This is a genomic window from Nesterenkonia alkaliphila (assembly GCF_009758175.1).
GTDB lineage: Bacteria > Actinomycetota > Actinomycetes > Actinomycetales > Micrococcaceae > Nesterenkonia > Nesterenkonia alkaliphila.
The window spans coordinates 23,660-48,029 of sequence record NZ_WRPM01000005.1; the positions used below are offsets into that span (position 1 = coordinate 23,660).

The following is a 24,370-nucleotide window of genomic DNA, read 5'->3' on the forward strand; positions in this document are numbered from 1 at the left end:
TATCTGCTCAGGAGCGTCCGCTGAGCGCCCAGCGCAGCGTGTCCAGTCCCAGGCTGCCCAGCTGCAGCAGCTCCGTGTGGAAAGCCTTCAAGTCGAAGTCTGCGCCCTGGGCGGCCTCGCGATCAGCTCTCAGCTGTTGGAAGACCCGCTGGCCCACCTTGTAGCTGGGGGCTTGGCCCGGCCAGCCCAGGTACCGGGTCAGCTCAAACTCCAGCTGTCCTTCGGAAATCGGCAGGTGCTCACTGAGGAAGGCTCGCCCACTGACCGGGTTCCACACGGCCGAGCCCCATTCGGCCGGGGCGCGGAACCCGCAGTGCAGTCCGATGTCGAACACCACCCGGGCCGCCCGCATCCGCTGCATGTCCAGCATCCCCATCATGTCGCCGGGATCCTCCAGATAGCCCAGCTCAGCCATCAGGTCCTCGGCGTAGAGTGCCCATCCCTCGGCGTAGCCGGAGGTGAAGCAGCCGTTGCGCCGCCAGGAGTTCAGCCGGTCTTTGACCAGCACTGCGGTGGCTATCTGCAGGTGATGGCCCGGTACACCCTCGTGGTAGACGGTGGTGGTTTCTGCCCAGGTGGTGAACTCGGTGTCCTGTGGGGGCACCGACCACCACATCCGCCCGGGCCGGGAGAAGTCATCGGAGGGCCCGGTGTAGTAGACCCCGCCGTCAGTGGTCGGGGCGATCCGGCACTCCAGCTGGTCCATAGGGGAGGGGATGTCGAAGTGGGTATCCCGCAGATCGGCGATGGCCTGGTCGCTCAGCTGCTGCATCCACTGCTGGAGGGCATCGGTGCCGTGCAGCTTCCGGGCCGGATCACTGTTGAGGACCTCCTTGGCCTCGGCAATGCTCGCCCCGGGCCGGATCGCCTCAGCCACCTGCTTCTGGGCCTCGACCAGTCTGGCCAGTTCCTCCAGGCCCCATTGGTAGGTCTCCTCGAGGTCCAGCCGCGTGCCGGTGAAACTCTGGGAGGCCAGTCGGTAATAGTCGGCACCCACTGCATCCTGGGCAGGGGCGGCCGGGAGTAGCCGCTCGGTGAGCCGTTGGGAGAGCAGCAGGTACGCCTCAGCAGCAGCCTGTACGCCGTTGCGGACATCATCGACGACGCCGTCGCTCACCTGGGCAGCCTCAGCGGCAGTCACCAGCTGCCTCAGCGCACCCTCCTCTGCCGCGTAGCTGGCGAACTGCCCGGCTGCGGCCTGCACCTGACGGGCTGCGGAGACCTGCCCAGTTTCCCTCGCGGCCACCAAGGACTCCCACCAGCCCTGCAGAGCGGCAGGGAGGTTGCGCAGACGCCCGGCAATATGAGCGAAGTCCTGATCAGTGGACTGCGGCATCAGGTCCAGGATCTGGCGGGCCTCGTGGGCGGCGGTGGCGATGTTGTTGACATCTTCACGGCCGGCCTCGTGCAGAGCCGCAGCCAGGCCCAGCCGCTCGCGCATAGCGTGCAGGGTGACCTCATCGGTGCTGTCTGCGGGAGTCAGCTTCTCCAGGTCCCGCAGGGCGGCGGCGTCGTGGGCTGCCCGCTCCGCCTTGCCCGCCGGGGAGTAGTCGCCATAGTCAGTCTCGTACCCGGGGATGCCCAGATAGGCGGCCTCGGTGGGGTTCAGCTCCAGGTACTTGGCGAAATAGACTTCAGCGAACTCGTCGACGGCAGTAGGTGTGCGCGGCTCAGTCATGCCCTAAGCCTATGCGACCTGTTCTGCGGGCTCCATCACATGCAGGTGCAGGCGCCGTGCAGCCTCGGCCAGCGATCCGGTCAGTGAAGGGTAGACGGTGAATGTGGAGGCCACGTCATCCACATGCAGCTTATGGGTCACCGCCAGGGCCAGCGGGTAGATCAGCTCCGAGGCGCGGGGGGCCACCACCACGGCCCCAATCACCGTGCCGGAGCCCCGCCGGGCGAAGATCTTCACAAACCCGTCCCGGATGTTCATCATCTTGGCCCGAGGATTGGTGGTCAGATCCAACTTGACCACATCAGCCTGGTACTTGCCGGAGTCCACCTGCGCCTGGGTCACGCCTACAGTGGCGATCTCCGGGGAGGTGAACACATTGGAGGCCACCCGGTGCAGCTGCAGCGGCTTGACCGCACCGCCCTGCATATGGGCCACTGCGATCCGCCCCTGCATGGCCGCCACGGAGGCCAGCGGGAACAGTCCGGTGCAGTCCCCGGCGGCGTAGATATTGGTGGCGGTAGTCCGGGAGACAGTGTCCACCCGAATATGCCCGGAGCTGATGGTCTCCACCCCACACTCGTCCAGGCCCAGGTCAGCGGTGTTGGGGATCCCGCCCACTGCCATCAAGCAGTGCGAACCCTCCAGCACACGGCCGTCGTTGAGGGTGACCCGCACCCCGTTCTCGGTCCGCTCAGCGGACTCCGCCCGAGCCCGGGCAGCCACCTTGACCCCCACCCGTTTGAAGGCGTTCTCCAATACGGTGGCCGCATCGGGATCCTCACCGGGCAGCACCTGGTCGCGTGAGGAGACCAGGGTGACCTCAGCGCCGAGCCGGCGATAGGCCGAGGCGAATTCGGCTCCGGTCACCCCGGAGCCCACCACGATCATGTGCTCAGGAACCTCGGTGAGGTTATACGCCTGGGTCCAGTTCAGGATGCGCTCGCCGTCGGGCACTGCGCTGGGCAGCTCCCGGGGGTGTGCGCCGGTGGCCAGGATCACCGCATCAGCCTGCACCACCTGGGTCTCACCGGTAGGGGCGGTGACCTGGACATCATGCGGGGGCACCAGCCTGCCCCGGCCGGGAAGGATCCGCACGCCGGCGGACTCCAGGGAGGCATGGATGTCCCGGGACTGAGTCTCGGCCAGCTTCAGCAGACGCTCATTGACCTTGGAGAAGTCCGCCCAGGCCTCGGTCTCGTAGAAGTCATCCCCTGCGGAGCCGCCGAACCGGACCCCGAATGCTGTGGAGGCGTTGACCCGGCGCATCGCATCAGCAGTGGCGATAAGGGTCTTGGAGGGCACCACATCGGTGAGCACCGCAGAGCCGCCCATGCCCTTGTCCTCAATGATCGTCACCTCCGCGCCGGCGTCTGCGGCCACCATGGCCGCCTCATAGCCACCGGGGCCGCCGCCGATGATGGCGACGCGATCAGGGGCAAAACGCTTGGCTGGGTTCGCAGGAGTCATACCGCCATTGTTGCCCACGTGGTGCGGTGCTGTCATAGAGGTTCGTGTTTATGTCAAAGGTTTCGCCCCGCCATCCGTTACCCTGGATCAATCAGCGGCACCCCCGCCGCACCAGAGCTGAACTGACCGAATTCAGGGCAGGTGGAGACCACTTATGATGCTGGGCCTCCGGCTGACACCAGCTGGAATCATCGAGATGATCCCGAGTCTGCCCATTCACTCGTCAGTGCTCATCCCTCTGGTCGCCGGGCTCTTCCTGGCGGCGCTGGTACTCCGGGCCCAACGGCTGCCTCGGCAGCAGTTACCGCAGAATCCGGGGCTGACCACGCGTCAGGCCCGGGCCGCACGCAGGTATGTGCAGCGTAGCCGCACCCGGCGCGCAGCACCTCCTGCAGCGGAGCACACAGAGACTAGAGGGGCACAGATGACCGCCAGGAACGATGTGAACAACGACGGCTCCCGATCGAGCCGAGAGAAGACCGGTGCTCGCATCGAGTCTTCCGAGGCGATTGAGGGCGTGAGCGCCGGAGGCGCGAACGCCGCCAGCACCAGCGCAGGCTTCACCATCCACTGGGGCCGCACCCTCCTGGCCCTGGTCGGAGCCCTGGCGCTGCTGGGCATGCTCGGCACCGGGCTGCTGGCCCCCTTCACCGCCGCAGTGACCTGGGCCGCCCCTGCACTCTGCGCTGCGGTGCTGGTGCTGAGCCTGATCAGCCTGCAGGTCACCGCAGCGGCACGCCGGCGGAGCAAGCGCCGGGCACGTGTGGAGCAGGCCATGGCCGAGGCAATGAACGCCTCCCCAGAGGTCGCCGCCGAGGTGGCGCAGCGCCAGCGCAGTGCTGCAGCAGCCGCCGCCGGACTCGGTATCGAGCCCGCCCGCCCGGGGCAGCTCTTCGACGCACTCAGCGCAGCCGGCGGCAAGGGTGGCCCCGATTCGCTGATCAACCATGACGCCGACGGCCTGCCGGACAGCGCCGAACGGCTCTTCGGGGACAAGAAACCCACGGCAGATCCGGTGTTCTTCGACCAGTCCGCCGCTGAGCCCTGGGAGCTCCGGGAGGTGCCGGCAGCCAAATACATGGTCGCGGAGAAGGCTGAGCGCCCCGAGCCGGAGGAGCTGGAGCAGCCCGAGCCTGCCCCAGCCAGCAGCGTGAAACTCAAACAGCCGGCCGCCGCGAGCCCGCAGCAGCCCAGCGAGCAGACCGGAGAGCAGACCACAGCCAAGCAGCAGCTGAACCTGGACTCTGTGCTGGCTCGCCGCCGCGCCTGAGCTTCGGCATTCGATGTCTTCCCTGAACGGGCCGCCCGCAGCGCCGCGTGCCGCCCCGGCCCTGGGCCGGACCCAGCAGGAGATCGCCCAGCTGGACTTCCTGCAGTCCGACCAGGTGCACCCGATCATTGCCGCGGCGGTGCTGCCGCAGGATCTGGGCACTCCCCAGATCACCATGGAGGCCCTACAGCACCGTCCCGGCGCCGGGGTCACCGGCATCTACCGGGTGCTGGGCCGAGAGGACCTCTACGCCGGGGTCTCCACCGAACGCATCGGCAACGATCCCGCCCAGGTTCACCGTGCCGAGACCGAGCACGGGCCGCTGAGCATCTGGGTGCACCCCCAGGACCCAGCCCTGCCGGGCCTGCCGCTGGCCACCGACCCCACTCGGGTGGCCGCCACCTGGGGGCGCGGCGCGCAGCTGACCAGCCTGGAGACCATCAGCTACCGTCCGCTGCGCCGGGCCGTGATCGCCGCTGACTTCTCCGATGGGCGCAGGCTCTACCTCAAAGTGCTGCGCGGCTCACGTGCGGCAGACCTCTACGCCCGGCACCGACTGCTGCTCGATGCCGGACTGCCGGCTCCGGTGCCGGTCTCCGAACCCATCCACGACGTCGTCGCCCTCCAGCAGGGGACCGGATACTCATTGGCCGAGCACTTCCTGGCCGATGGGGCGGCCGCAGTCCGGCCCCAGGACTTCCTGGAGCTGCTCGATGCGATGCCCGCTGAGGTGATGGCCCTGCCCGCACGCGATGCCTGGACCGACAGGCTCTCTGCCTACGCCTCGGCAGCAGTCTCCGCCCTGCCCGAGGCAGAGCACCGGATCCGGCGCCTGGAGGAGGAAGTGCTGGCTGCGCTGCCCGCCACCGACCGCGGTGCTGTGGTGCCCACCCACGGGGACTTCTACGAGGCGAACCTGCTGATGGACGGACCGCGGATCTCATGCCTGCTGGATGTGGACTCCCTGGGCCCCGGGCACCGGGTGGACGATCTGGCCTGCTTCCTGGGACATCTGGCGGTGCTGCCCGCAGTGGACTCCCGATACCTGCATGCCCCGGCCGCCTTTGACCGGTTCACCCGGGCCTTCGCCGGCGGCGTTGATCCGGAGGGTCTGCGCATCCGCAGCGCCTCGGTGGCGCTCTCCCTGGTCTCCGGAGCCCGCGATGCCCGCCGGCCCGGCTGGCAGGCTCAGGCCGATCACCGGCTGCGCTGCGCCGAGGTGCTGCTGGGCCTCACTCCGGCCGCTGGTGATCTTCCGAGTTGGCCAGCTGCGCTCTGAGCCGCTCCAGTTCGGCACCCACTAGGGCGGCGTCGTCGTCCCTGCCCATCTCCCGCAGCGCCTCGACCCTGCCCTCCAATGAGGTCACCAGCAGCGGGTCGGAGATCTCCCGCTCGTCAGCGGCCATCCGGAACAGCGCCTCGGCCTCCTGAGCCTGGTTCATCTGCAGCAGCACAGTGGCTGCGAAGATCTCTGCATCAGCGGCAGCCTCCTCATCTCCGGAAGCAGCGAAACCGTCGGCAGCCTCCAGGGCAGCAGCCACCGCCTCGTTGCCGCGGCCCAGGGCGGTCAGCGAACGGGCCTTGGTATCGGTGATATCGGCTCGCTGCCAGTCGGTGCCGTGCTCGGCCACGATCTGCATAGCCCGGTCCAGGTACTGCAGACCAGCCTCCTCCTCATGCCTGCACAGCAGATGGCCCAGCGAGTGCAGGGCCTGCAGCAGCATCAGCGGATCGGTCTCCTCGCCCTGATCAGCCAATTTCAGCCCCTGCTCATAGTGGGTGCGGGCAGCCTCAACCCGGTCCAGGGAGGCCGCCAATGCCCCAGCGGCCAGATGGGCGCGGGCTGCCTCGTCCACCTCCTGGGCGGCAATGAACTGCTTGGCCGCCTCGTTCCAGTGGGCCATGGCCTCCAAGGGGCGCTTCTGCTGGGTCACCGCATGGCCCAGACCCATCAGCGCCCGGCCCCGAGTCGAATGGTCACTGTCCGCTCCGGTGAGCCGGAGGCTGAGCGCATCGAGTACCTTCTCAGCCTCGGCATGGTGGTCCATCTCCAGCAGCTGCTGGCCCAGGGCCAGGCTGAGCATCCGCGACTCGGCGAACTCGCCCAGCTCAGCCTGCTGCACCGCGACCCGCCAAGCCAGCACAGCGGTCTCATCCTGATCGGTGCCCGAGGTGATTCCGGCCAGCAGTGCCGCCGCCGAGGCCGCCCCCTTACGCACCCCACAGGCGGCGTAGAGCTCCACGGCGGTGATCGCATCCGCAGCAGCCTCAGCCATCCGCTCGGCCTGATAGTGCACAGTGGCGCGCAGCATAGCCATCGCCCCGCGCACTGCTCGGTTTGCCGGAGCCGCCAGAACCTTCTGGGCGGTCTGCAGCGCAGCCTCGGAATCCTCGCAGAGCAGCTGGGCGTGGGCCAGGAACATCCGCGCCCCGGCCAGGGCCTGGTCCCGGTCCAGGGCCTGCAGAATCTCGCAGGCCTCGGTCACCAGCGGCAGAGCCGCCTCGGGGCCCTCATCGTGCAGGCTGCGCACCGCCAGCGAGCTGAGCACATCGGCACGCTCCACACTGGGCCCGGTGCCATCATCAAGCTCCTCGGCCATCCGGCGCAGAATCTCGGCCTCCACCCGGTCCGGCTCGCGCAGCAGCATCGGACCCAGCTGAGCCTCCACATCGGCCTGCCGGGTGCGTCCCAAGCTGCGCAGCAGTTCAATCCGCTCCCGCAGGAACGGAGCAGACAACCCGGACTCCCCGCGCATCTCGTGGACTCCGGAGAGGATCCGCAGCAGCATCAGCCGGTTCTCCGGATTCTGGGAGCCGGGAGCGCTGAGCCCCCGCTCGGCAGCCTCAGCGGCGGCAGCATACCGTTCCCCATAGGCGGCCTCATAGGCCAGATCCACCCAGCCGCGGGCGGTCTGTGCCTCATCCGGGGCCCCGGGTGGGTGCTGCAGCAAGCTGTGCAGACGGGTGCTCAGCGGGGCCGAGCCGGGAATCTCGACGGGCAGGTCAACAGATTCGCCTCTCATCTTCCCCAGGATAAACCCGCTCTGCGGCAGACGTAGAATATCCACCATGACGTTGAAGCACAGGTCCGAGCCTTCGCCTGTGCACCGAAGCACCCCCCGGCACTCCCTCGCAGCCGCCCTGACCGCCGGGCTGCTGCTGGCAGGCTGTTCCGAGCCGCCGCCGCCTGCACCTGAGCCCACCGGTGAGGATCTGGAACGGGCCTGGCGGGTAGCCGTGGGTGAGGACGCACTCGATCAGACCATCGCCTATATCTATGCCATGGCGCTGAACTCCCATGAGGTCCCCACTGTGGTGGTGGAGTATGAGGATGCCACCGCCGCTGAGCTGGCCAGCTCACTGGGTGAGCCTGCCACTGAGCCGCAGCCTACCGAGGCGGCGACCGGGGCCCCGGAGGAGGGCGCTGACGAGATCATCGATGACCGCTATGAGCTGGTGCTCGCCCGCACCATGCCGCTGGCCCAGGAGCTGGACCCCGCCGGCTACGCGGAGCTGACCACCCCGGAAGCAGGCAGCGGCCTGGGCCCGGCCGCCGAGCCCGCAGAGCTGATCGAGCTGGTGGAGACTGGGCTGGCTGAGGCCGAGCTGCTGGAACCCACCAGTGCGGTGCTGCGCAGCAGCCTGCTCATCACCTCCATCACCGCCACCAGTTATGAGGTCGACGGCACCGAGGACTCTGATCTGGATACCCTGGCGGAGACCTGCTCCGAGCTGAGCATCGGAGTCACCGCCGAGCTGCCGGAGGCCGGCCCGCTGCTGGAGAGCACCTACGGCTGCCTGCCCGAGGAGATCCGCACCGGCGCTGAGGATGAGCTGCTTGAGCTGCTGATCACCGCAGAGCTCGACGCCGCCGTGATCACCACCAGCCACCCGGGCGCCCAGGAGCATGCGCTGATCTCCGTAGAGGATGCGCGCCGGGCCTTCCCGCAGGACCAATACGCCCCGGTAGCATCCTCCCGGATCGTTGACGATATCCCCCTAGTGGTGGAGGAGATCTCCGGGGCGCTCGACGAGGAGGCGCTGCTCACCCTGCGTCAGCTGATATACGGTGCAGAGGGCCTGACCTCGGAGGAGGCTGCCGTCTATTGGCTGGTCGAGGAAGGCTTCTTGGCTGAGCCGGAGGGCTGGGGCTAGGACCACTGCGTGTGAGATTCGTGGATTGTTGACAATGTGAGGCAGAATCTCATCATGGAGGAATTCGAGGACTTCACCCAGGCGCATAAGCTGCGCAATGTCCGCTACGACGTGCGCGGACCGATCGCCGAGGAGGCCGCTCGGCTGGAGCGGGCCGGGCACCGAATCACCAAGCTGAACATCGGCAATATGGCACCCTTCGGCTTCGAAGCCCCTGACGCGATCATGATGGACATGATCAAACACCTGCCCACCGCGCAGGGCTACTCCGACTCCGCCGGTATCTACTCGGCGCGCACTGCAGTAGCCCAGTACTACCAGACCAAAGGCATGAAAGACGCCCAGGTCGAGGACGTCTACCTGGGCAACGGGGTCTCAGAACTGATCACCATCACCCTCCAGGCCCTGATCAACCCCGGTGACGAGATCCTCATCCCCACCCCCGACTACCCCCTGTGGACCGGTCTGACGGCCCTCTACCAGGGCATTCCGGTCCACTACATCTGCAACGAGTCCAACCGCTGGTGGCCGGATCCGGAGGAGATTGAGTCCAAAGTCACCGACCGGACCAAGGCCCTGGTGCTGATCAACCCGAACAACCCCACCGGCGCGGTCTACCCCCGGGAGATCCTCGAGGCGATCGTCGACATCTGCCGCCGGCACAACCTGATGCTGCTGGCAGATGAGATCTACGAGAAGATCATCTACGACGGCGCCGAGATGATCAACGCCTGCACCCTCTCCGACGACGTCTTCACCATCACCTATTCAGGGCTCTCCAAGACCTGGCGGGTGGCCGGCTACCGCTCAGGATGGATGTACATCTCCGGGCCCAAACACCGGGCCAAGAACTACCTGGAGGGCCTGCAGCTGATGTCCAATCTGCGGATGTGCCCCAATGTGCCCGGCCAGCACGCGGTGCAGACCGCCCTGGGCGGCTACCAGTCCATCGAGGAGTTCATCACCCCGGGTGGGCGGCTCTACGAACAGCGCAACACCGCCTATAAGCTGCTTTCCGAGATTGAGGGGGTCCAGGTGACCCAGATGGATGGGGCCATGTACCTCTTTCCGCGGCTGGATCCGGAAATCTACCCCATTGAGAATGACGAGGCCTTCGTCATCGAGCTGCTGCGTCAACAGAGGATCCTGGTCTCTCACGGCAGAGCCTTCAACTGGATTGATGATCAGCACTTCCGGCTGGTCACGCTGCCCGCGGTGGAGGAGCTCGAAGAGGCCGTCAGCGGCATCGCACAGTTCCTGGCCGACTACCGCGACGCGTTTGCGAAACCTGCTCTGACAACTCGTTGATCTAGTGCATGATGTTGGGATGCAGCATTTCGCCGAGGAGTTTCGCCAGTCGCCCAAGCTCGCTGAGGTCCGTTATGACGTGCGGGGTCCGATTGCGCAGGAGGCCGCCCGGTTGGAGCGGGCCGGGCATTACATCACACGCCTGAATATCGGTAATCCGGCACCGTTTGGTTTCGAGGCCCCGGAAGCGGTGCTGCGGCATATGATTGCTGAGCTTCCCACCGCGCAGGGTTATTCGGACTCTCAGGGAATCTATTCGGCCAGACTGGCGGTGGCGCACTACTATCAGGCCCGTGGTCTGGCCGCCACGCCGGAGGATGTGTGGCTGGGCAACGGGGTCTCGGAGCTGATCTCGATGGTGCTGACCGCGCTGATCGCCCCCGGCGATGAGATCCTGATCCCGGCTCCGGACTACCCGTTGTGGACCGGAGCCACCAAGCTGGCCGGGGGCACACCGGTGCATTATGTCTGCGATGAGGACAATCACTGGTGGCCGGATCCGGAGGAGATCGAGTCCAAGGTCACCGACCGGACCAAGGCTTTGGTGCTGATTAACCCGAACAACCCCACCGGCGCGGTCTATCCCCGGGAGATCATCGAGGCGATGGCTGATATCTGCCGCCGGCACAACCTCATGCTGCTGGCCGATGAGATCTACGAGAACATCGTCTTCGACGGGGCGCAGATGGTCAACGCGGCGGCAGTGGCTGATGATGTGTTGACTGTGACGTTCTCGGGCCTGTCGAAGACGTGGCGGGTGGCTGGGTTCCGTTCGGGGTGGATCTATGTCTCCGGGCCCAGGCACCGGGCTAAGAATTATCTCGAAGGCCTGAACCTGCTGATGAACATGCGCATGTGTGCCAATGTTCCGGCTCAGCATGCGATCCAGGCGGCGCTGGGGGGCTTTCAGTCGATCGAGGAGCTGATCCTGCCCGGGGGCAGGCTCTATGAGCAGTCCCAGACTGCGCACCGGCTGCTGGCGGGGATTGAGGGGGTCACAGTGGAGAAGGCTGCCGGGGCTCTCTACCTGTTTCCGCGCCTGGATCCGGAGCTATATCCCATTGAGGATGATGAGGCGTTCGTCATCGAGCTGCTGCGGCAGAAGAAGATTCTGCTCTCACATGGCCGAGCCTTCAACTGGGAGGACACCCAGCACCTGCGTGTGGTGACCCTGCCCAGTGTGGAGGACCTGGAGACCGCCATCGGGCACATCGGCGACTTCCTCGCCGACTACCGCAGCACCGCAGCGGCCCGTTAGGCCTCAGACTCCAGGCTGGCGCGGACCTCCTCCAACCTGGCGTTGGCCCCGTCCAGCCACCGCTCGCAGCGGTCAGCCAGAGCCTCGCCGCGCTGCCAGAGCGCCAGGGACTCCTCCAACGGTGCACCGCCGGCCTCGAGCTTGGCGACCACGGCCACCAGTTCATCCCTGGCCTGCTCGTAGCTGAGCTGCTCAATATCATCGGTCTGGGCCTCGGAAAACTCGTTCACTGTGTCATTTCCTGCGGGCTCACTCATCATCGGACTCCTTCACATCGGTCACTTCAGCAGAGAACTCTCCTCGGGCCACCATCACCTGCACCGCCGTTCCCGGGGTGAGCTGGGCAGCCTCGCGCACGATAGTGCGCTGGTGCTGGACCACGGCGTAGCCACGGTCCAGGGTGGACTGCGGGGACAGGCCGGTCACCCGTGCGCGGGTGCCGTGGACCCAGTCACGGGCACGGTCCACTGCGGTCTGAGCGGAGATCAGGGCGCGGCGCCGCAGTCCCAGCAGCTCCTCAGCCCGCACCTGGATCATCGCCTCCGGCTGGGCGAGCACCGGCCGGGAGCGGACTGACTCCAACCATTCGGTCTCCCTGCCCAGCATCCGCTCAACCCCTTGGGCCAGACGGCTGCGCGCCTGGTCGATACGGGCCCGCTCATCGGCCTCATCAGGAACCAGCAGCTTGGCAGATCCGGTGGGTGTGGAGGCGCGTACATCTGCCACTTCATCCAGCAGCGGACGGTCAGCCTCATGTCCGATCGCCGAAACCACCGGGGTCCGCGCCGCCGCAACGGCACGCACCAGCCGCTCGTCGGAGAAGGGCAGCACCACCTCCTCCAGGGCGCCCCCGCCGCGGGCAATCACAATCACGTCCACCTCAGGCAGCGCATCCAGCTGCTCCAGGGCGGCAGCCACCTCAATGGGAGCCATCGGACCCTGGGTGGCCACCTCCTTGATCTCAAACTGTGCCGCCGCCCAGCGAGCGGTGACATTGCGCAGAATGTCCTTCTTGGCGTCCGAATCCCGCCCGGTGATGATCCCGATCCTGGTGGGCAGCACCGGCAGCGGCTTCTTCCGGGCGGCGTCGAAGAGGCCCTCGGCGGCCAACTGCTGCTTCATCCGCTCGATCCGGGCCAGCAGATCCCCCAGCCCCACCGGTTCCATCTGATGGGTGACCAGTGAGAGCCGTCCGGACTTCTCCCACAACGAGGGCTTGACCAAGGCCACCACCCTGGTGCCGGGCTCCAAGCCCTTGGCTGCGAGTCCGCCGGCCACATTGCGCCAAGCCACTGCCTGGAAGCTGATCTCCTGCTCCAGGTCCCGCAGAGTCATCCAGGCGGTGCCGTTGCGCAGGTTGAACTCCACCAGCTGACCCTCTACCCAGGTGGGGGTGACCCGGTCGATATGGGCGCGCAGCTTGCCGGAGAAGTGGCTCAGCGGCCAGGGAGTCTCCTCGCTGGTGTCCTGGGAATTGGCAGGCAGGGCGGCCAGCACGGGTCTGTCTTTGGCACTCGGTTCCTGGTAGCTCATACTCTGCCTAGGGTATCTGTTGTCACTGAGACGGCCCCGCCGACCCCAAGGAGTCACCCCAATGCGCAATGTGTTCAGCGTGCTCTGCCTGCTGCTGGCCAGTCTGCTGGCCTTCGGGGGACTGGCCGGCTATCAGCTGAACCAGCTCCTGCGCAGCGAGGAACCGATCCGCGAGATTGCCGGGAGCCTGCCGCAGCAGCCGCAGTTCTCCCAGGCGGTGACCGAGATGCTCATTGAGGACCTCACCCACCGGCTTCCGGAGGACCTACAGTGGGCGGTGCCCGGCGGCATCGACCAGGTGCTCAACCCGTTGCTCGGCCAGGCGTTCAACAATGAGCGGACTCTGGCCGCCTGGGACGAGGTCCTGCAGCAGACGCGCACCGGCTACACCAGCCAGCTCGAGGACATCTTCTCCCAGGGCTCCACCGGGGATCCCAGCGAACTCGACATCGAGCTGGAGCTGACCCCGGTCACTGAGGCGATGACTGAGCCGTTGCGTGAAGGGCTCGCAGATATCGCCGGCTGGGTCCCCGGGGTGAACCTGGACAGTTTCGACTTCATCGCCCCCGAGATCGAGATCGACATCCAGACTGCCGCTGATTCCGAGGCTGATCCCTACACCTGGGCCACAGTTGCCGCAGCCAGCAGCTGGTGGCTGCTCTACGGTCTCGCCGCCGGGGTGCTGACGGTGGCCGGTCTATTCCTGGGCACCGGCCGCATTCGCTGGTACGCGCTGGCCGGGGCCGCTGTGCTGGCCGGCCTGCTGGGTCTGTGGATGGCCACCGGCATCGCCTCCCCGGATCTGGAGCACCCGCCCGGAGTGCCTGAGGCCGGGGCAGTGATCCTGGACCATGTCCAGACCCGCTTCACCGGCTGGGCGCAGCCGCCCTGGTGGGTGTTCAGCGCAGTATCCGGGGCTGTGGTGATCATCGGCGTAGCGGGGGCCATGCTCACCCCGTCCCGCCGCCGTTAAGCTGGCGCCGGTAGACTCTGAGACAACGAGCCGGGGACCCGGTTCAGCGTGAAACGATGAAGTGGGAAGCGAACGAACGATGATGACGACGACGCCGGAAGCCCCCACGGCGCCCCGCAGGCATATCTCTGTGCCCACCCCCCAGGTGCCGCGTAAACGCCGCAGCCCCGAGGAGATCGCTGCTGCGCAGAGCTTCAGCGGTGAAAAACGCGTGCTGCTGGCCGCTCCACGCGGCTACTGCGCAGGAGTGGACCGCGCTGTTGTGGCCGTGGAGAAGGCCCTGGAGCAGTACGGACCCCCGGTGTATGTCCGCAAGGAGATCGTGCACAACCGGCATGTGGTGGACACGCTCACCGAGAAGGGCGTGATCTTTGTGGAGGAGACCCAGGAGGTGCCCGAGGGTGCGCTGCTCGTCTTCTCCGCCCACGGCGTGTCTCCTGCAGTGAAGTCCGCAGCCGCCGAACGCAGCCTGCAGACCATCGACGCCACCTGCCCGCTGGTGACCAAAGTGCACCGTGAGGCGGTGCGCTTCACCACCAAAGATGATTTCCACATCCTGCTGATCGGCCACGACGGGCACGAGGAGGTAGAGGGAACCTATGGCCACGCCCCGGAGAGCACCACGATCGTCAACGGTCCGTGGGAGGTCGACCAGATCGAGGTTCCTGATCCGGACCGGCTCATCTGGCTTTCGCAGACCACACTTTCGGTGGACGAAACAATGGAGACGGTTCAGAAGCTCCGGGAACGGTTCCCGAACCTCCAGGATCCTCCTTCGGATGACATCTGCTACGCCACGTCCAACCGTCAGGCGGCGATCAAGAAGATCGCCCCGGAATCAGACCTGGTGATTGTGGTCGGCTCAGCAAACTCCTCCAACTCGGTTCGGCTCAAGGAGGTGGCCGAGGAGTACGGCGCCACCCGGGCTGAACGGGTGGACTTCGCCAATCAGGTGGATGAGTCCTGGTTCGCCGAGGCTCAGACCGTAGGAGTGACCTCAGGGGCCTCCGTGCCCGAGGTGCTGGTCCAGGACGTGCTGCGGCTGCTGGCCGAGTACGGCTACGGCGAACCGGAGGAGATCGTCACCGCGGAGGAGGACATCGTCTTCTCCCTGCCCAAGGAGATCCGCAAGGCGCTGCAGGAGGCCGGGCACGACGACGTCGGCCGCGGGGGACGCAAACGCAGCAAGTGCAGCACGAGCTAGAGGGTCTGCAGCCCGGAACGCCAGCATACCGGCGGCTGCTGGTGGCCCTGTTCTTCATCGGGGTGGCCACCTTCGCTCAGCTGTACTCGCCGCAGGGGCTGCTGCCCCTGATCGCGGTGGACCTAGGGGTCTCCCCGGATCAGTCCGCGTTGATGATCTCCTCTGCCACTCTGGGCCTGGCCCTAGGGGTGATCCCGTGGTCCTATATCGGCGACGCCGCCGGCCGTAAGCAGGCCATGCTGGTGGCGATCAGCTTAGCCTGTGCCTTCGCGGTGCTCACCGTGATCATGCCTACATTCTGGCTGGCCCTGGGCATGCGGTTCATCGAGGGTTTCATGCTCGGCGGGGTCCCGGCCCTGGCGGTGGCCTATCTCAACGAGGAGGTCGGCGCCAAAGCAGCTGCGGTGGCGGCGGGCACCTATATCTCCGGGACCACTATCGGCGGGTTCTCCGGGCGGATCATCGCCGCACCCATCGGAGATCAACTCGGTTGGAAGACCGGAATGCTGGTGGTCACCGGAATCGCGGTGGCCTGCGTGCTGATCTTCCTGCGCACAGCACCAGCCGCCCGGCATTTCGTCCCCCGGCGCAGCAGATTCACAGAAGCAGCAGGCCAGCTCTTTGGAAACCTGCGCTCACCGGCCCTATGGGTGATCTACCTGCAGGGGTTCCTGACCATGGGCGGCTTCGTGGCTATGTACAACTATCTGGCCTTCCACCTGGTGGAGCCGCCGTTCCTGATGCCGCTGTGGCTGACCAGCTTCATCTTCCTGGCATATCTGGCCGGGACCCTCTCCTCCCCGCGGGCCGGGGCCCTGGCCTCGAAACTGGGCCGGAAACCGGTGCTGATCACCGGCAACCTGGTGATGTTGGGCGGCGTCGTGCTCACTCTGGTGCCTCAGCTGTGGGTGATCATCCTAGGGGTGGTGGTGATGACTGCAGGATTCTTCGCCGCCCATGCAGTAGCCTCCGGGTGGGCCGGAGCCTCGGCAGTGGCCGGGCGCTCCCAATCAGCCTCGCTGTACAACCTGGGCTACTACGGGGGCTCCTCGGTCTTCGGGTACCTGGGCGGCAGCTTCCTCCACTGGGCCGGCTGGTCCGGGACGGTGGGCATGGTTGCCGCGTTGGCAGTACTGGCCACCGTGCTGGTGATCGCCGTCCTTCCCAAGAACTGAGTTGGTCCCGGAGGTCCCGGCGATACGATGTGCGGGTGGGCATTGTGGGCACTCTGGCAGTCATCGCGCTGGCAGTCCTGGTGGGCACAATCCTGCAGCGGCTCTCCGGAACCGGAGTCGGGCTCGTCGTCGCCCCGGTACTCTCCCTGCTGCTGGGGCCGGCCTTCGGCGTACTGGTCACCAATATGACCACAGTGGTCTCCGGGTTCCTGATCATGCTCAGCGTCTGGAGCGCGATCAACTGGCGGCAGTTCTGGTTGATCATCCCGGCCGCAGTCATCGGCGCCTGGCCCGGCGCCTGGCTGGTGGGGATGCTGCCGGCCGGCTGGCTCTCGATCATCCTGGGCTCGATCGTGGTAGCTGCTCTGCTGGTCACCGTGACCCTGCGCAGACTTCCGGAGTGGACCTCCCGACTGCCGGCGGTGCTGGCTGGGCTCATCGGCGGATTCTTCAACACCACCAGTGGAGTGGCGGCCCCCGTGATGGTCATCTACTCCCGGCTCTCCCGCTGGGAGCAGCGTTCCTTCGCCGCCACACTGCAGCCGATCTTCATGACCATGGGAGCAGCCTCGGTGCTCTCCAAGCTGGCCCTGGGTTCAGTGAGCACAGACGGCGGAGTGGGAGTGCCATTCGGCTGGCTCTTCGCAGGCATCGTGCTCACAGTGGTGGTGGGCATCCTCATCGCCACCCAGCTGGCCAAGGCAGTCTCGTCCTCCGCAGCCCGAACCTTGGCGATGACCCTGGCCGGACTCGGCGGAGCAGGGGCTATCCTCCGCGGAATCCTGGACGTGGTCTCGGCCGGCTGACCAGGGCGAACCCCGCAATATTCAGCGGAAACCCAGGGTTCGGTGCTTATCATCGGCCGTGATACACACCATAACGTAGAGGAGTACGTCCGATGACACCTCCCCGGTCCAAGGTAGAAGGGGCACACCTACAGCAGTACGATCCCAAGGAACAGTCCAAGCGTGAAGAGTCGGGCCTCTCCGCCGGACACCTGGCGGCGGGGTTCGATAAGCCCACTCTGATGCGCCGCCTGATCGGGCTCTTCGGCGGTCTGGCCGCCGCCCTGCTGGTCTATGTGGTGATGCCGGGGGACCTGGAGGTCTGGCTCCGGCTCACCGCGGCCACCGCGGTCCTGATGGCTGTGTGGTGGATGACCGAGGCGATTCCCATCCCGGCCACAGCCCTGCTGCCGCTGATCATCTTCCCGGTACTTGTCCCGGAGGGGGAATACGGCTCCGGGGATGAACCAGCCGGCGGCGTCAGCGTCGATGACATCGGTGCCTCCTACGGCAACAACATCATCTTCATCTTCATGGGCGGGTTCATGCTGGCCTTGGCGATGCAGCGCTGGAACCTCCACCGGCGCATCGCGCTGCTGACGCTGCGGCTGATGGGCTCCAAGCCCGCAGCGCTGATCGGCGGATTCATGATCGCCACCGGATTCCTGTCCATGTGGGTCTCCAATACTGCTACCGCAGTGATGATGCTGCCCATCGGACTCTCGGTGCTGATGCTGGTGCGCAAGATCTTGGCTGGAGAGGACCCCGCCTCGGCCGAGCCCGAGACTGAGGAGGAGCAGGAGGAGGGCAAGAAGGAGGCGATCAAGTCCAACTTCGGCACCGCGCTGATGCTCGGCATCGCCTATGCCGCCTCCATCGGCTCACTGGGCACCATCATCGGCACCCCGCCGAATACCTTCCTGATCGGCTACATGGGCAGTGAGCACGACGTCCACATCAACTTCGGCCAGTGGATGTTGGTGGGTGTGCCGATCTCGATCATCATGATGATCCTCACCTGGTTCCTGCTCACCAAGGTGGTCTTCCGCCCTGAGATCGACAACATTCCCGGCGGGGCCGAGCTGATCAAGGGAGAGTTGGAGAAGCTGGGCCGGATGAGCCAGGGCGAACTGCGTGTGCTGCTGATCTTTGTGCTGGCCGCCTGCGCCTGGGTGTTCATCCCGCTGGGCACCGATCTGCTGGCAGAGTTCGGGGTGCTCTCCGAGGACGCGGAGCCGTTCATCGATGACGCCGGTATCGCCATGTCCATCGCGGCCCTGCTGTTTCTGCTGCCGGCTGGGGGTGAGGCGAAGAAGGGGGTGCGTCTGCTGGACTGGGAGTCCGCGGTCAAACTGCCCTGGGGCATCCTGTTGCTCTTCGGCGGTGGCCTGGCCCTCTCCGGCCAGTTCGGGGCCTCGGGCCTCTCAGCCTGGCTGGGTGAGCAGATGGAGGCCCTGGACGGCATCCCGGTGTGGGTGCTGGTGGCCGTGGCCGCCCTCGGCGTGCTGATCCTCACCGAGATGACCTCCAACACCGCCACTGCGACCATCTTTGTGCCAGTTGCAGCCGGTGTGGCCATGGGCACCGGAGTCGACCCCCTGGTGCTCGCCGCGCCGGTGGCACTGGCAGCCACCTGCGCTTTCATGCTGCCGGTTGCCACCCCGCCCAACGCCATCGCCTACGGCTCGGGATATGTGACCATCGGTCAGATGATCAAGGGCGGGCTCTGGCTGAACATCGCCGGGGTCATTGTGATCACCATTGCGAGCATGACCCTGCTGCTGTGGGTCTTCGGCCTCAGTCTGTGAGGCGAGGGCCGAGCGGATTAGCCTCAGCGCTGATCTGCTCGGCCCGCAGCGACTCACCCAGATCCTCCAGTGCCTCGCGTTCCGGTTCGCCGACCTCCAGCCGGCCCAGCGCCTCAGCCTGGGGCAGCACCCGGCGCTCGATACTGCCGATCAGCTTGTTGTAGGCAGCCACTGCCTGGGTCAGTCGCTGACCGGTCTCCGAGAGATGCCCACTCATCGAGGCCAGCCGCCGGTAGAGCTCCCGGGAATGATCCACCACCGCTTTGATATTGGCTGCCAAATGCTCCTGCCGCCAGGCAGTCTCCACCGCCTTCAGCGCTGCCAGCAGCGAACCGGGGGAGACCAGGGTAACGCCCCTGCTCAAGGCCCAATCCAGCAGGGCCGGATCAGCCTCCAGGGCGGCAGAGAGCAGCGACTCAGCCGGCACAAAGCAGAACACCACATCCGGGGAGAGCTCCACAGCCTGCCAGTACCGTTTCTTGGCCAGCTCATCCACCCGGGCGCGCAGGGCGCGGGCCTGCAGCATTGAATCATCAGGATGAAGCGGGGCCTTGGCGTCCAGAACCAGCTGCCGGCCCCCGGGCAAGTGCACCACCATATCCGGGCGCAAAGTCTCCCCTTCGGCTCCGAGACCGGAGTGCTGCTCTGTGAAGTCCACATGGGGTCGCATCCCGGCAGCCTCCACCACCCGGCGCAGCTGCACCTCACCCCAGTGCCCGCGGGCAGAGGTGGAGTGCAGAGAGCCCAGCAGCGCCTGGGTGGACTCAATGATCCGGGCATCAGTGGCTGCGGCCGCGGCCAGCTGCTGACTGAGTTTGGAGTGCTGGGCCGAGCGCTCCAGCTCCAGCTCCTGAATCCTGCGCTGCAGCTCGGTGACCCCCTGCCGCACCGGGTGCAGCATCTCCACCAATGACTCCCGCTCGGCAGCCGACTCCGCCTCCTCAGTGCGCCGGCGTTCGATCTCCTCCAGCCGTCCCCGGGCAGCAGCCAGCTGCTGCTGGGCCTGGGCCAGCTCACTGTTCAGCTGCCCCTCACGCTCCTGGCACTCTGTCAGCTGAGTGCGCAGTGTGCTTGAGCCGGCGGCGTCGTACTTTCTCAGCAGCGCCCAGGCAGCCAGGGCACCCAGCAGCAGGCCGGCGAAGACGCCGAGCAGAATCTGTGTCCATTCCATACCCACCACTGTGCCACCACCCCCGGAGATGCTCCGGGACCTGAAGTGCGTCTGGTTGGATGGAGGGAAGGTTTCCTACCCGGATAGCTAGACATAAGGAGTTCATGACGATGAGCACAGCGCAGCAGCCACTGAGGGTGAAGCTCACCGGAGTGCCCGGCCCAGCCAATGAGGGCGCGCCTTTCGAGGGGGACCCCAGCAGCCTCTGGCGGGTGAATCAGTACAGTTCTCCACTGGACCTGACCGAGGTGCCCACCCGGGGCAGCACCGGCTTCTCAGGAAGCAAGAAGGCCGGCCAGAAGGCCTTGGCCCGGCGAGCCGAGGTGCTGGCGGAGCTGCAGGAGCTGCTCTGGGCCCATGTTGCCGCCGCCCCCGCGGAGGAGCGCAACGCGGTGCTGAAGGCGCTGGCGGCCCGGGCTCCGCAGCGGGATGCTGAGGAAGACGCCCGCCGCAGGAAGCTTTTCGGGTCCCGGGTGGAGAAGCGGCTGGCCGGGTTGGAGCCGGGACCGCGGGTGCTGCTGGTGCTGCAGGGAATGGATACCTCCGGCAAGGGCGGCATGGTGAAGTCTGTGGTGGGGGCCATGGATCCGCTGGGCGTGGAGGTGGCGGCCTTCGGCAAACCCACCGCGGAGGAACTGCGCCAGCACTATCTGGAGCGGGTGATCAGCAGGCTTCCCACCCCCGGGCATGTGGGGGTCTTTGACCGCTCGCACTACGAGGATGTGCTGGTGCCCACCGTCACCGGAACTCATGATGAGGATGAGTTGACCGGCCGGGTGGAGGCCCTGCAGCTCTTTGAGCGGGAGTTGGTCCGCCGCGGGTTTGTGATCGTCAAAGTGATGCTGCACATCTCGCCCAAGGAGCAGCTGAAACGCCTGGTCGCCCGCCTGGACCGTGAGCATAAGCACTGGAAGTACGATCCCTCTGATGCTGATGCCCGTGCCGAGTTCGGCAGCTTCCAGACGGTCTATTCCGGACTGCTGGAGGCCACAGATGCTGATTATGCGCCCTGGCATGTGATCGCTGCTGACCGCAAATGGTACTCCCGGCTGGCGGTGCAGGAGCTGCTGATCACCGCGCTGGCCGATCTGAACCTGCGCTGGCCGGCGGCCGACTATGACGTAGCGAGGGAACGACGCCGCCTGCTCGCCTCCTGACCGGCTCAGGTCTCAGAGTCGCTCGTGGCTGCTTCCGGGCTGCCCAGTCCGGCACAGCGCAGCGGGCACGTGCGGTGGTGCCGCTAGGAGCTGAGGAAGGTCTTCAGCACTGAGGTGAAGACCTGGGGCTGTTCGGAGTGCACCCAGTGCCCGGCGTCCTTGATCCGGATCAGCCGGGCCCGGGGGAACAGCCGGCGCATCGCCGGCGCGTCCGCTTCAGTGATGTAGTCGGAGTCAGCACCGGCGATCCACAGCACCGGTATCTCCACGGCGGCCTCCTCACTGATATCGGGAAAGTCCCCGATCTCCGGAAGGGAGTCGCGCAGCAGACGCAGATTGGGCCGCCACAGGAACTCATCGCCGCTGCGCACCAACGACTGCAGCAGGAAGCCGCGCACCATGTCCTCGGGGATCGGGCCCTGCAGCTGCTCGTCTGCCTCCCCGCGTGAGCTGAGCTGCTCGAGGTCTAGTCCCAGCAGAGCGTCCAGCAGGTGCTCGAACTCGCCCATATCGGCCCGCTGGGTCGGGGAGATATCGGCCACCACCAGCCGCTGCACCAGCTCCGGATGGCGCAGGGTCAGCACCATGGCCACCTTCCCGCCCATCGAGTGGCCTACCAGGTGGACCGGACCATCAGCCGCCACGGTGGTGCGCAGGTGCTCGGCCACCAGATCGGCCATCTCGGGATAGCTGAACGATGAGGTCCAGTCCGAGGCACCGTGATTGGGCAGGTCTACCAGCACGGAGCTGAACTCAGGCTCCAGCCCCTTGGCGATCTGAGAGAAGTTCCTGCCCTGCCCGAACAGGCCCGGCAGGAAGACGACGACGCCGCCGGCCTCACCTACGGTCTGGGTATGGATGGAGAAGCTCACCCCGCCAGCCTACCGGTCAGGCTCAAGGAGCCGGCGCCAGCTGGGCTGGCGCAGCCGGTGATCCCGGGTGATGCCGGCGTGCCGCACCTCTGCCTGAAGCTTCGGAGTCACCCAGACCGCATCGGAGGCATCCCCATCCGGGACATCATCCACCGGGGGAGTCTTGCGGGTGATGGTGTCCAACTGCCTGCGCAGTTCGGTCAGATCCGCCTCCGAGAAGCCGGTGCCCACCCGGCCCGCATAGCTGAGCTCACCGTCCTGCGGGGTGATGCCCAGCAGCAGTGAGCCGAAGGTGCCGGCGCGGCTGCCTTTGCCCCGGCGATATCCGATGATGACCACATCGGCGTGGTGATCATGTTTGATCTTGATCCAGTCATCCGAGCGCCGCTGAGGCCGGTATGGGCTCTCTGCGCGTTTAGCGATGATGCCCTCGAGCTTTAGCTCTTCGCTGACCTCCAGAGCGTGCTCCAGCTTCTGACCCAGGTCATCGGGCACCTGCACCCGGGTGCCCGAGCCGAGCAGATCGGAGAGAATCTCCCGCCGTTTGCGGTAGGGCAGCTCGGTCAGGTCCCCATGCTCGGCAGTGTGCAGCACATCGAAGACCATATAGTGCACCGGGCTGCGCTCCGCGGCGCGTTCGGCCTCCCGCTTCTTGGTCAGCCGGCCGCGCTGCTGGAGGCGGCCGAAATCGGGCCGGTGCGCAGCGTTCAGCGCCACCACCTCACCGTCCAGCACCGTGCCCTCAGGTGCCAGCTGGGCCAGTTCGGCCAACTCGTGAAAGACCCCCGTATAGTCTTTGCCGTTGCGGCTGCGCAGCTCCACCCGGTTCTGGGCATGGACTGCGGAGATCATCCGGTAGCCGTCCCATTTGGCCTCGAACACCCAGCCCTTTCCCCGAATGTCCTTCTCCTGACCCAGGGTCGCCAGCATCGGCGCAGGCAGGGGATCGGGCAGCGGGGCCGGTTCGGGGCTCGTCTTCTGCGTTCCTGCCGGCTTGGGCGCGGAGTTCTTCTTGGGCGCGGAGTTCTTCGCAGCGCGGGGCTGATCCTTGGTCAGTCGGATCAGCCAGTCCTTACCCTGATCGTCGGTCTGCACTAGGGCATAGCGCCGGGGTTTGCCGCCCAGCCCGCCCTCTGGCTGGCCGTGCAGCACGCAAACCACCTTGCCCTGCTCCCACTTCTCAATCTCGGCGGTGCCGTGGTCCCAGATGCTCACCTCACCTGCACCGTACTCGCCCTTGGGGATGCTGCCTTCGAATTCGGCATACTCCACCGGGTGGTCCTCGGTCTGCACCGCCAGCCGCTGTGCGCCCTGCCGCAGCGGAGGGCCCTTCGGCACCGCCCAGGAGACCAGCACCCCGTCGCGCTCGAGACGGGTGTCATAGTGCAGGCGGGAGGCATGATGCTCCTGGATCACAAAGATCGGCACCTCCTCCCGTGCCGTCGGGGCGGCGGCGGGAACCGGTTCCGGCGTCTTGGCAGCATCACGCATGGAGCGGTACCGGGTGAGCGCATCGGCACTGGGGGAGGGGGCGGCGTCGTCGTTGGTTCCGAAATTCTTCAGCGGATCGATATCGCTGTCCAGGCGGTCCATCACCTCACGGAAGCTCAGCTGAGCAAGCTCCGGATCCGCCAGCTCCTCCCAGGTGCGCGGGGCGGCGATCCAGGGCTGCGGGCGCCCGCGCAGTGAATACGGTGCCACTGTGGTCTTATTGGCATTGTTCTGGGACCAGTCGATGAACACCTTGCCCTTCCGGGCCGTCTTCTTCATCCGGCTCACCACCTGCTGGGGGTGGTCCTCCTCCAGGGAGCGGGCCAGCTCCTTGGCCACCTGGGAGACCTGCTCCGAGCTGTAGCTGCCGTCCAATGCGGCATAGAGGTGGATTCCCTTGGATCCGGAGGTCACCGGAATGCTGGGCAGGCCCATATCGTCGAGGACCTCCCGGCACCAGCGGGCCACCTGCGCGCAGTCAGTCAGCCCGGTGCCCGGCCCGGGATCCAGGTCCAGCACCAGCCGGTCAGGATTCTGCTGCTCGACAACCGGGGGTTCACCCTTGCTCTGGGCAGGCAGGAAGGGGGCGACGCCGCCGGCGAACCTCCACTGCGGCACGTGCAGCTCCAGTGCCGCGACCTGGCCGAACCAGGCCAGCACCGCCTCGCTGTCGGCCAGCGGGTAAATGTTCACATGGTCGGAGTGCTGCATCCCCAGCCGGGGTACCCAGTCCGGGGCGGAGTCCTCGAGGTTCTTTCGGAAGAACGCATCCTTGGGCTCATCCGTGGTGCCCGGGCCGTCCGGCCAGCGCTTGCGGGTCACCGGTCTGCCGCGCAGATGGGGCAGCATCGCCGGTGCCACGGTCTGCAGATACTCGATCACCTCGGCCTTGGTGGTGCCGGTTTCCGGGAAGAGGACCTTGTCCAGATTGGTCAGCTTCAACCGCCGGCCACCTACGGTCACCGTCTGCTGGCTGCGCGCCATTGCCACCCTCCAAGGCCATGTTCACCGTGTTTTCGCCGAACCTGCAGGTCAGTATGGAATGCTGACCTTGAACTGCCCTGA

Annotated in this window: 19 protein-coding genes; 11 read left to right on the top strand and 8 right to left on the bottom strand. The window is 66.4% G+C overall.

What is annotated here, in order from left to right; translation table 11 throughout:
- Nucleotides 1–7: 7 nt before the first annotated feature.
- Together GNZ21_RS00520 and GNZ21_RS00525 are read right to left on the bottom strand one after the other, a co-directional pair.
- Complete coding sequence (locus GNZ21_RS00520) at nucleotides 8–1,678, bottom strand: DUF885 domain-containing protein (protein ID WP_157320356.1); 1,671 nt, start codon at nucleotides 1,676–1,678, stop codon at nucleotides 8–10.
- 9 nt (nucleotides 1,679–1,687) lie between these two features.
- Complete coding sequence (locus GNZ21_RS00525; RefSeq protein WP_157320358.1) at nucleotides 1,688–3,145, bottom strand: NAD(P)H-quinone dehydrogenase; 1,458 nt, start codon at nucleotides 3,143–3,145, stop codon at nucleotides 1,688–1,690.
- A gap of 154 nt (nucleotides 3,146–3,299) precedes the next feature.
- On the opposite strand from GNZ21_RS00525, the gene GNZ21_RS00530 reads away from it, so the two are divergent.
- Both GNZ21_RS00530 and GNZ21_RS00535 read left to right on the top strand, forming a co-directional pair.
- Entirely contained in the window at nucleotides 3,300–4,415 is a 1,116-nt protein-coding gene (locus GNZ21_RS00530; RefSeq protein WP_157320359.1) for a hypothetical protein, read from the top strand.
- Nucleotides 4,416–4,428: 13 nt separating this feature from the next.
- On the top strand, nucleotides 4,429–5,694 hold the full coding sequence (locus GNZ21_RS00535; RefSeq protein WP_157320361.1) for an aminoglycoside phosphotransferase family protein: 1,266 nt from the start codon (nucleotides 4,429–4,431) through the stop codon (nucleotides 5,692–5,694).
- Here GNZ21_RS00535 and GNZ21_RS00540 read toward each other — a convergent pair.
- Complete coding sequence (locus GNZ21_RS00540) at nucleotides 5,648–7,438, bottom strand: hypothetical protein (protein ID WP_157320363.1); 1,791 nt, start codon at nucleotides 7,436–7,438, stop codon at nucleotides 5,648–5,650. The genes GNZ21_RS00535 and GNZ21_RS00540 overlap by 47 nt on opposite strands.
- Before the next feature lie 79 nt (nucleotides 7,439–7,517).
- Between GNZ21_RS00540 and GNZ21_RS00545 the strand changes: the two genes are divergently transcribed.
- From GNZ21_RS00545 to GNZ21_RS00555, 3 genes are read left to right on the top strand one after another with little or no spacing between them, the layout of a single operon-like run.
- Entirely contained in the window at nucleotides 7,518–8,570 is a 1,053-nt protein-coding gene (locus GNZ21_RS00545) for a type 2 periplasmic-binding domain-containing protein (RefSeq protein ID WP_198345930.1), read from the top strand.
- A 54-nt stretch (nucleotides 8,571–8,624) separates the two neighbouring features.
- The gene (locus GNZ21_RS00550; protein WP_157320367.1) at nucleotides 8,625–9,878 is read left to right on the top strand and encodes a pyridoxal phosphate-dependent aminotransferase; all 1,254 of its coding nucleotides are present in this window, start codon (nucleotides 8,625–8,627) and stop codon (nucleotides 9,876–9,878) included.
- A 19-nt stretch (nucleotides 9,879–9,897) separates the two neighbouring features.
- Entirely contained in the window at nucleotides 9,898–11,136 is a 1,239-nt protein-coding gene (locus GNZ21_RS00555) for a pyridoxal phosphate-dependent aminotransferase (RefSeq protein WP_157320369.1), read from the top strand.
- Here the strand turns inward: GNZ21_RS00555 and GNZ21_RS00560 are convergent.
- A complete protein-coding gene (locus GNZ21_RS00560; protein ID WP_229659543.1) occupies nucleotides 11,133–11,393 on the bottom strand; it encodes an exodeoxyribonuclease VII small subunit in 261 nt (86 codons plus the stop codon). The two genes, GNZ21_RS00555 and GNZ21_RS00560, sit on opposite strands and share 4 nt — an antisense overlap.
- Nucleotides 11,386–12,669, bottom strand: a complete 1,284-nt coding sequence (gene xseA, locus GNZ21_RS00565) for an exodeoxyribonuclease VII large subunit (RefSeq protein WP_157320373.1) — start codon at nucleotides 12,667–12,669, stop codon at nucleotides 11,386–11,388. The genes GNZ21_RS00560 and xseA overlap by 8 nt, the downstream gene beginning before the upstream one ends.
- Before the next feature lie 61 nt (nucleotides 12,670–12,730).
- Here xseA and GNZ21_RS00570 point away from each other — a divergent pair, with 61 nt between their 5' ends.
- From GNZ21_RS00570 to GNZ21_RS00590, 5 genes are all read left to right on the top strand, one after another.
- A complete protein-coding gene (locus GNZ21_RS00570) occupies nucleotides 12,731–13,642 on the top strand; it encodes a hypothetical protein (protein WP_157320374.1) in 912 nt (303 codons plus the stop codon).
- Nucleotides 13,643–13,724: 82 nt separating this feature from the next.
- On the top strand, nucleotides 13,725–14,846 hold the full coding sequence (locus GNZ21_RS00575) for a 4-hydroxy-3-methylbut-2-enyl diphosphate reductase (protein ID WP_157320376.1): 1,122 nt from the start codon (nucleotides 13,725–13,727) through the stop codon (nucleotides 14,844–14,846).
- The gene (locus GNZ21_RS00580) at nucleotides 14,831–16,021 is read left to right on the top strand and encodes an MFS transporter (RefSeq protein WP_188503731.1); all 1,191 of its coding nucleotides are present in this window, start codon (nucleotides 14,831–14,833) and stop codon (nucleotides 16,019–16,021) included. The genes GNZ21_RS00575 and GNZ21_RS00580 overlap by 16 nt, the downstream gene beginning before the upstream one ends.
- A gap of 35 nt (nucleotides 16,022–16,056) precedes the next feature.
- Complete coding sequence (locus GNZ21_RS00585; protein WP_188503730.1) at nucleotides 16,057–16,827, top strand: sulfite exporter TauE/SafE family protein; 771 nt, start codon at nucleotides 16,057–16,059, stop codon at nucleotides 16,825–16,827.
- A 92-nt stretch (nucleotides 16,828–16,919) separates the two neighbouring features.
- A complete protein-coding gene (locus GNZ21_RS00590) occupies nucleotides 16,920–18,614 on the top strand; it encodes an SLC13 family permease (RefSeq protein WP_157320378.1) in 1,695 nt (564 codons plus the stop codon).
- On the opposite strand, the gene GNZ21_RS00595 is transcribed toward GNZ21_RS00590, so the two are convergent.
- Nucleotides 18,604–19,785: a DNA recombination protein RmuC gene (locus tag GNZ21_RS00595; RefSeq protein WP_157320380.1), complete on the bottom strand. Its 1,182-nt coding sequence runs from the start codon at nucleotides 19,783–19,785 to the stop codon at nucleotides 18,604–18,606. The genes GNZ21_RS00590 and GNZ21_RS00595 overlap by 11 nt on opposite strands.
- A 110-nt stretch (nucleotides 19,786–19,895) precedes the next feature.
- On the opposite strand from GNZ21_RS00595, the gene GNZ21_RS00600 reads away from it, so the two are divergent.
- Nucleotides 19,896–20,942 (top strand): PPK2 family polyphosphate kinase, encoded by a 1,047-nt coding sequence (locus GNZ21_RS00600; RefSeq protein WP_157320382.1) that lies wholly within the window; start codon nucleotides 19,896–19,898, stop codon nucleotides 20,940–20,942.
- An 83-nt stretch (nucleotides 20,943–21,025) separates the two neighbouring features.
- On the opposite strand, the gene GNZ21_RS00605 is transcribed toward GNZ21_RS00600, so the two are convergent.
- The gene (locus GNZ21_RS00605; protein WP_188503729.1) at nucleotides 21,026–21,814 is read right to left on the bottom strand and encodes an alpha/beta fold hydrolase; all 789 of its coding nucleotides are present in this window, start codon (nucleotides 21,812–21,814) and stop codon (nucleotides 21,026–21,028) included.
- Between the two features lie 9 nt (nucleotides 21,815–21,823).
- Nucleotides 21,824–24,289 (bottom strand): ATP-dependent DNA ligase, encoded by a 2,466-nt coding sequence (locus GNZ21_RS00610; protein WP_157320384.1) that lies wholly within the window; start codon nucleotides 24,287–24,289, stop codon nucleotides 21,824–21,826.
- Between the last annotated feature and the right edge of the window lie 81 nt (nucleotides 24,290–24,370).

Bases quoted from the DNA above. Each gene is read 5' to 3' on its own strand.
- GNZ21_RS00520 (WP_157320356.1), bottom strand. From the start codon at position 1,678: ATGACTGAGCCGCGCACACCTACTGCCGTCGACGAGTTCGCTGAAGTC.
- GNZ21_RS00525 (WP_157320358.1), bottom strand. From the start codon at position 3,145: ATGACTCCTGCGAACCCAGCCAAGCGTTTTGCCCCTGATCGCGTCGCC.
- GNZ21_RS00530 (WP_157320359.1), top strand. From the start codon at position 3,300: ATGATGCTGGGCCTCCGGCTGACACCAGCTGGAATCATCGAGATGATC.
- GNZ21_RS00535 (WP_157320361.1), top strand. From the start codon at position 4,429: ATGTCTTCCCTGAACGGGCCGCCCGCAGCGCCGCGTGCCGCCCCGGCC.
- GNZ21_RS00540 (WP_157320363.1), bottom strand. From the start codon at position 7,438: ATGAGAGGCGAATCTGTTGACCTGCCCGTCGAGATTCCCGGCTCGGCC.
- GNZ21_RS00550 (WP_157320367.1), top strand. From the start codon at position 8,625: ATGGAGGAATTCGAGGACTTCACCCAGGCGCATAAGCTGCGCAATGTC.
- GNZ21_RS00555 (WP_157320369.1), top strand. From the start codon at position 9,898: ATGCAGCATTTCGCCGAGGAGTTTCGCCAGTCGCCCAAGCTCGCTGAG.
- GNZ21_RS00560 (WP_229659543.1), bottom strand. From the start codon at position 11,393: ATGAGTGAGCCCGCAGGAAATGACACAGTGAACGAGTTTTCCGAGGCC.
- xseA (WP_157320373.1), bottom strand. From the start codon at position 12,669: ATGAGCTACCAGGAACCGAGTGCCAAAGACAGACCCGTGCTGGCCGCC.
- GNZ21_RS00570 (WP_157320374.1), top strand. From the start codon at position 12,731: ATGCGCAATGTGTTCAGCGTGCTCTGCCTGCTGCTGGCCAGTCTGCTG.
- GNZ21_RS00575 (WP_157320376.1), top strand. From the start codon at position 13,725: ATGACGACGACGCCGGAAGCCCCCACGGCGCCCCGCAGGCATATCTCT.
- GNZ21_RS00590 (WP_157320378.1), top strand. From the start codon at position 16,920: ATGACACCTCCCCGGTCCAAGGTAGAAGGGGCACACCTACAGCAGTAC.
- GNZ21_RS00595 (WP_157320380.1), bottom strand. From the start codon at position 19,785: ATGGAATGGACACAGATTCTGCTCGGCGTCTTCGCCGGCCTGCTGCTG.
- GNZ21_RS00600 (WP_157320382.1), top strand. From the start codon at position 19,896: ATGAGCACAGCGCAGCAGCCACTGAGGGTGAAGCTCACCGGAGTGCCC.
- GNZ21_RS00610 (WP_157320384.1), bottom strand. From the start codon at position 24,289: ATGGCGCGCAGCCAGCAGACGGTGACCGTAGGTGGCCGGCGGTTGAAG.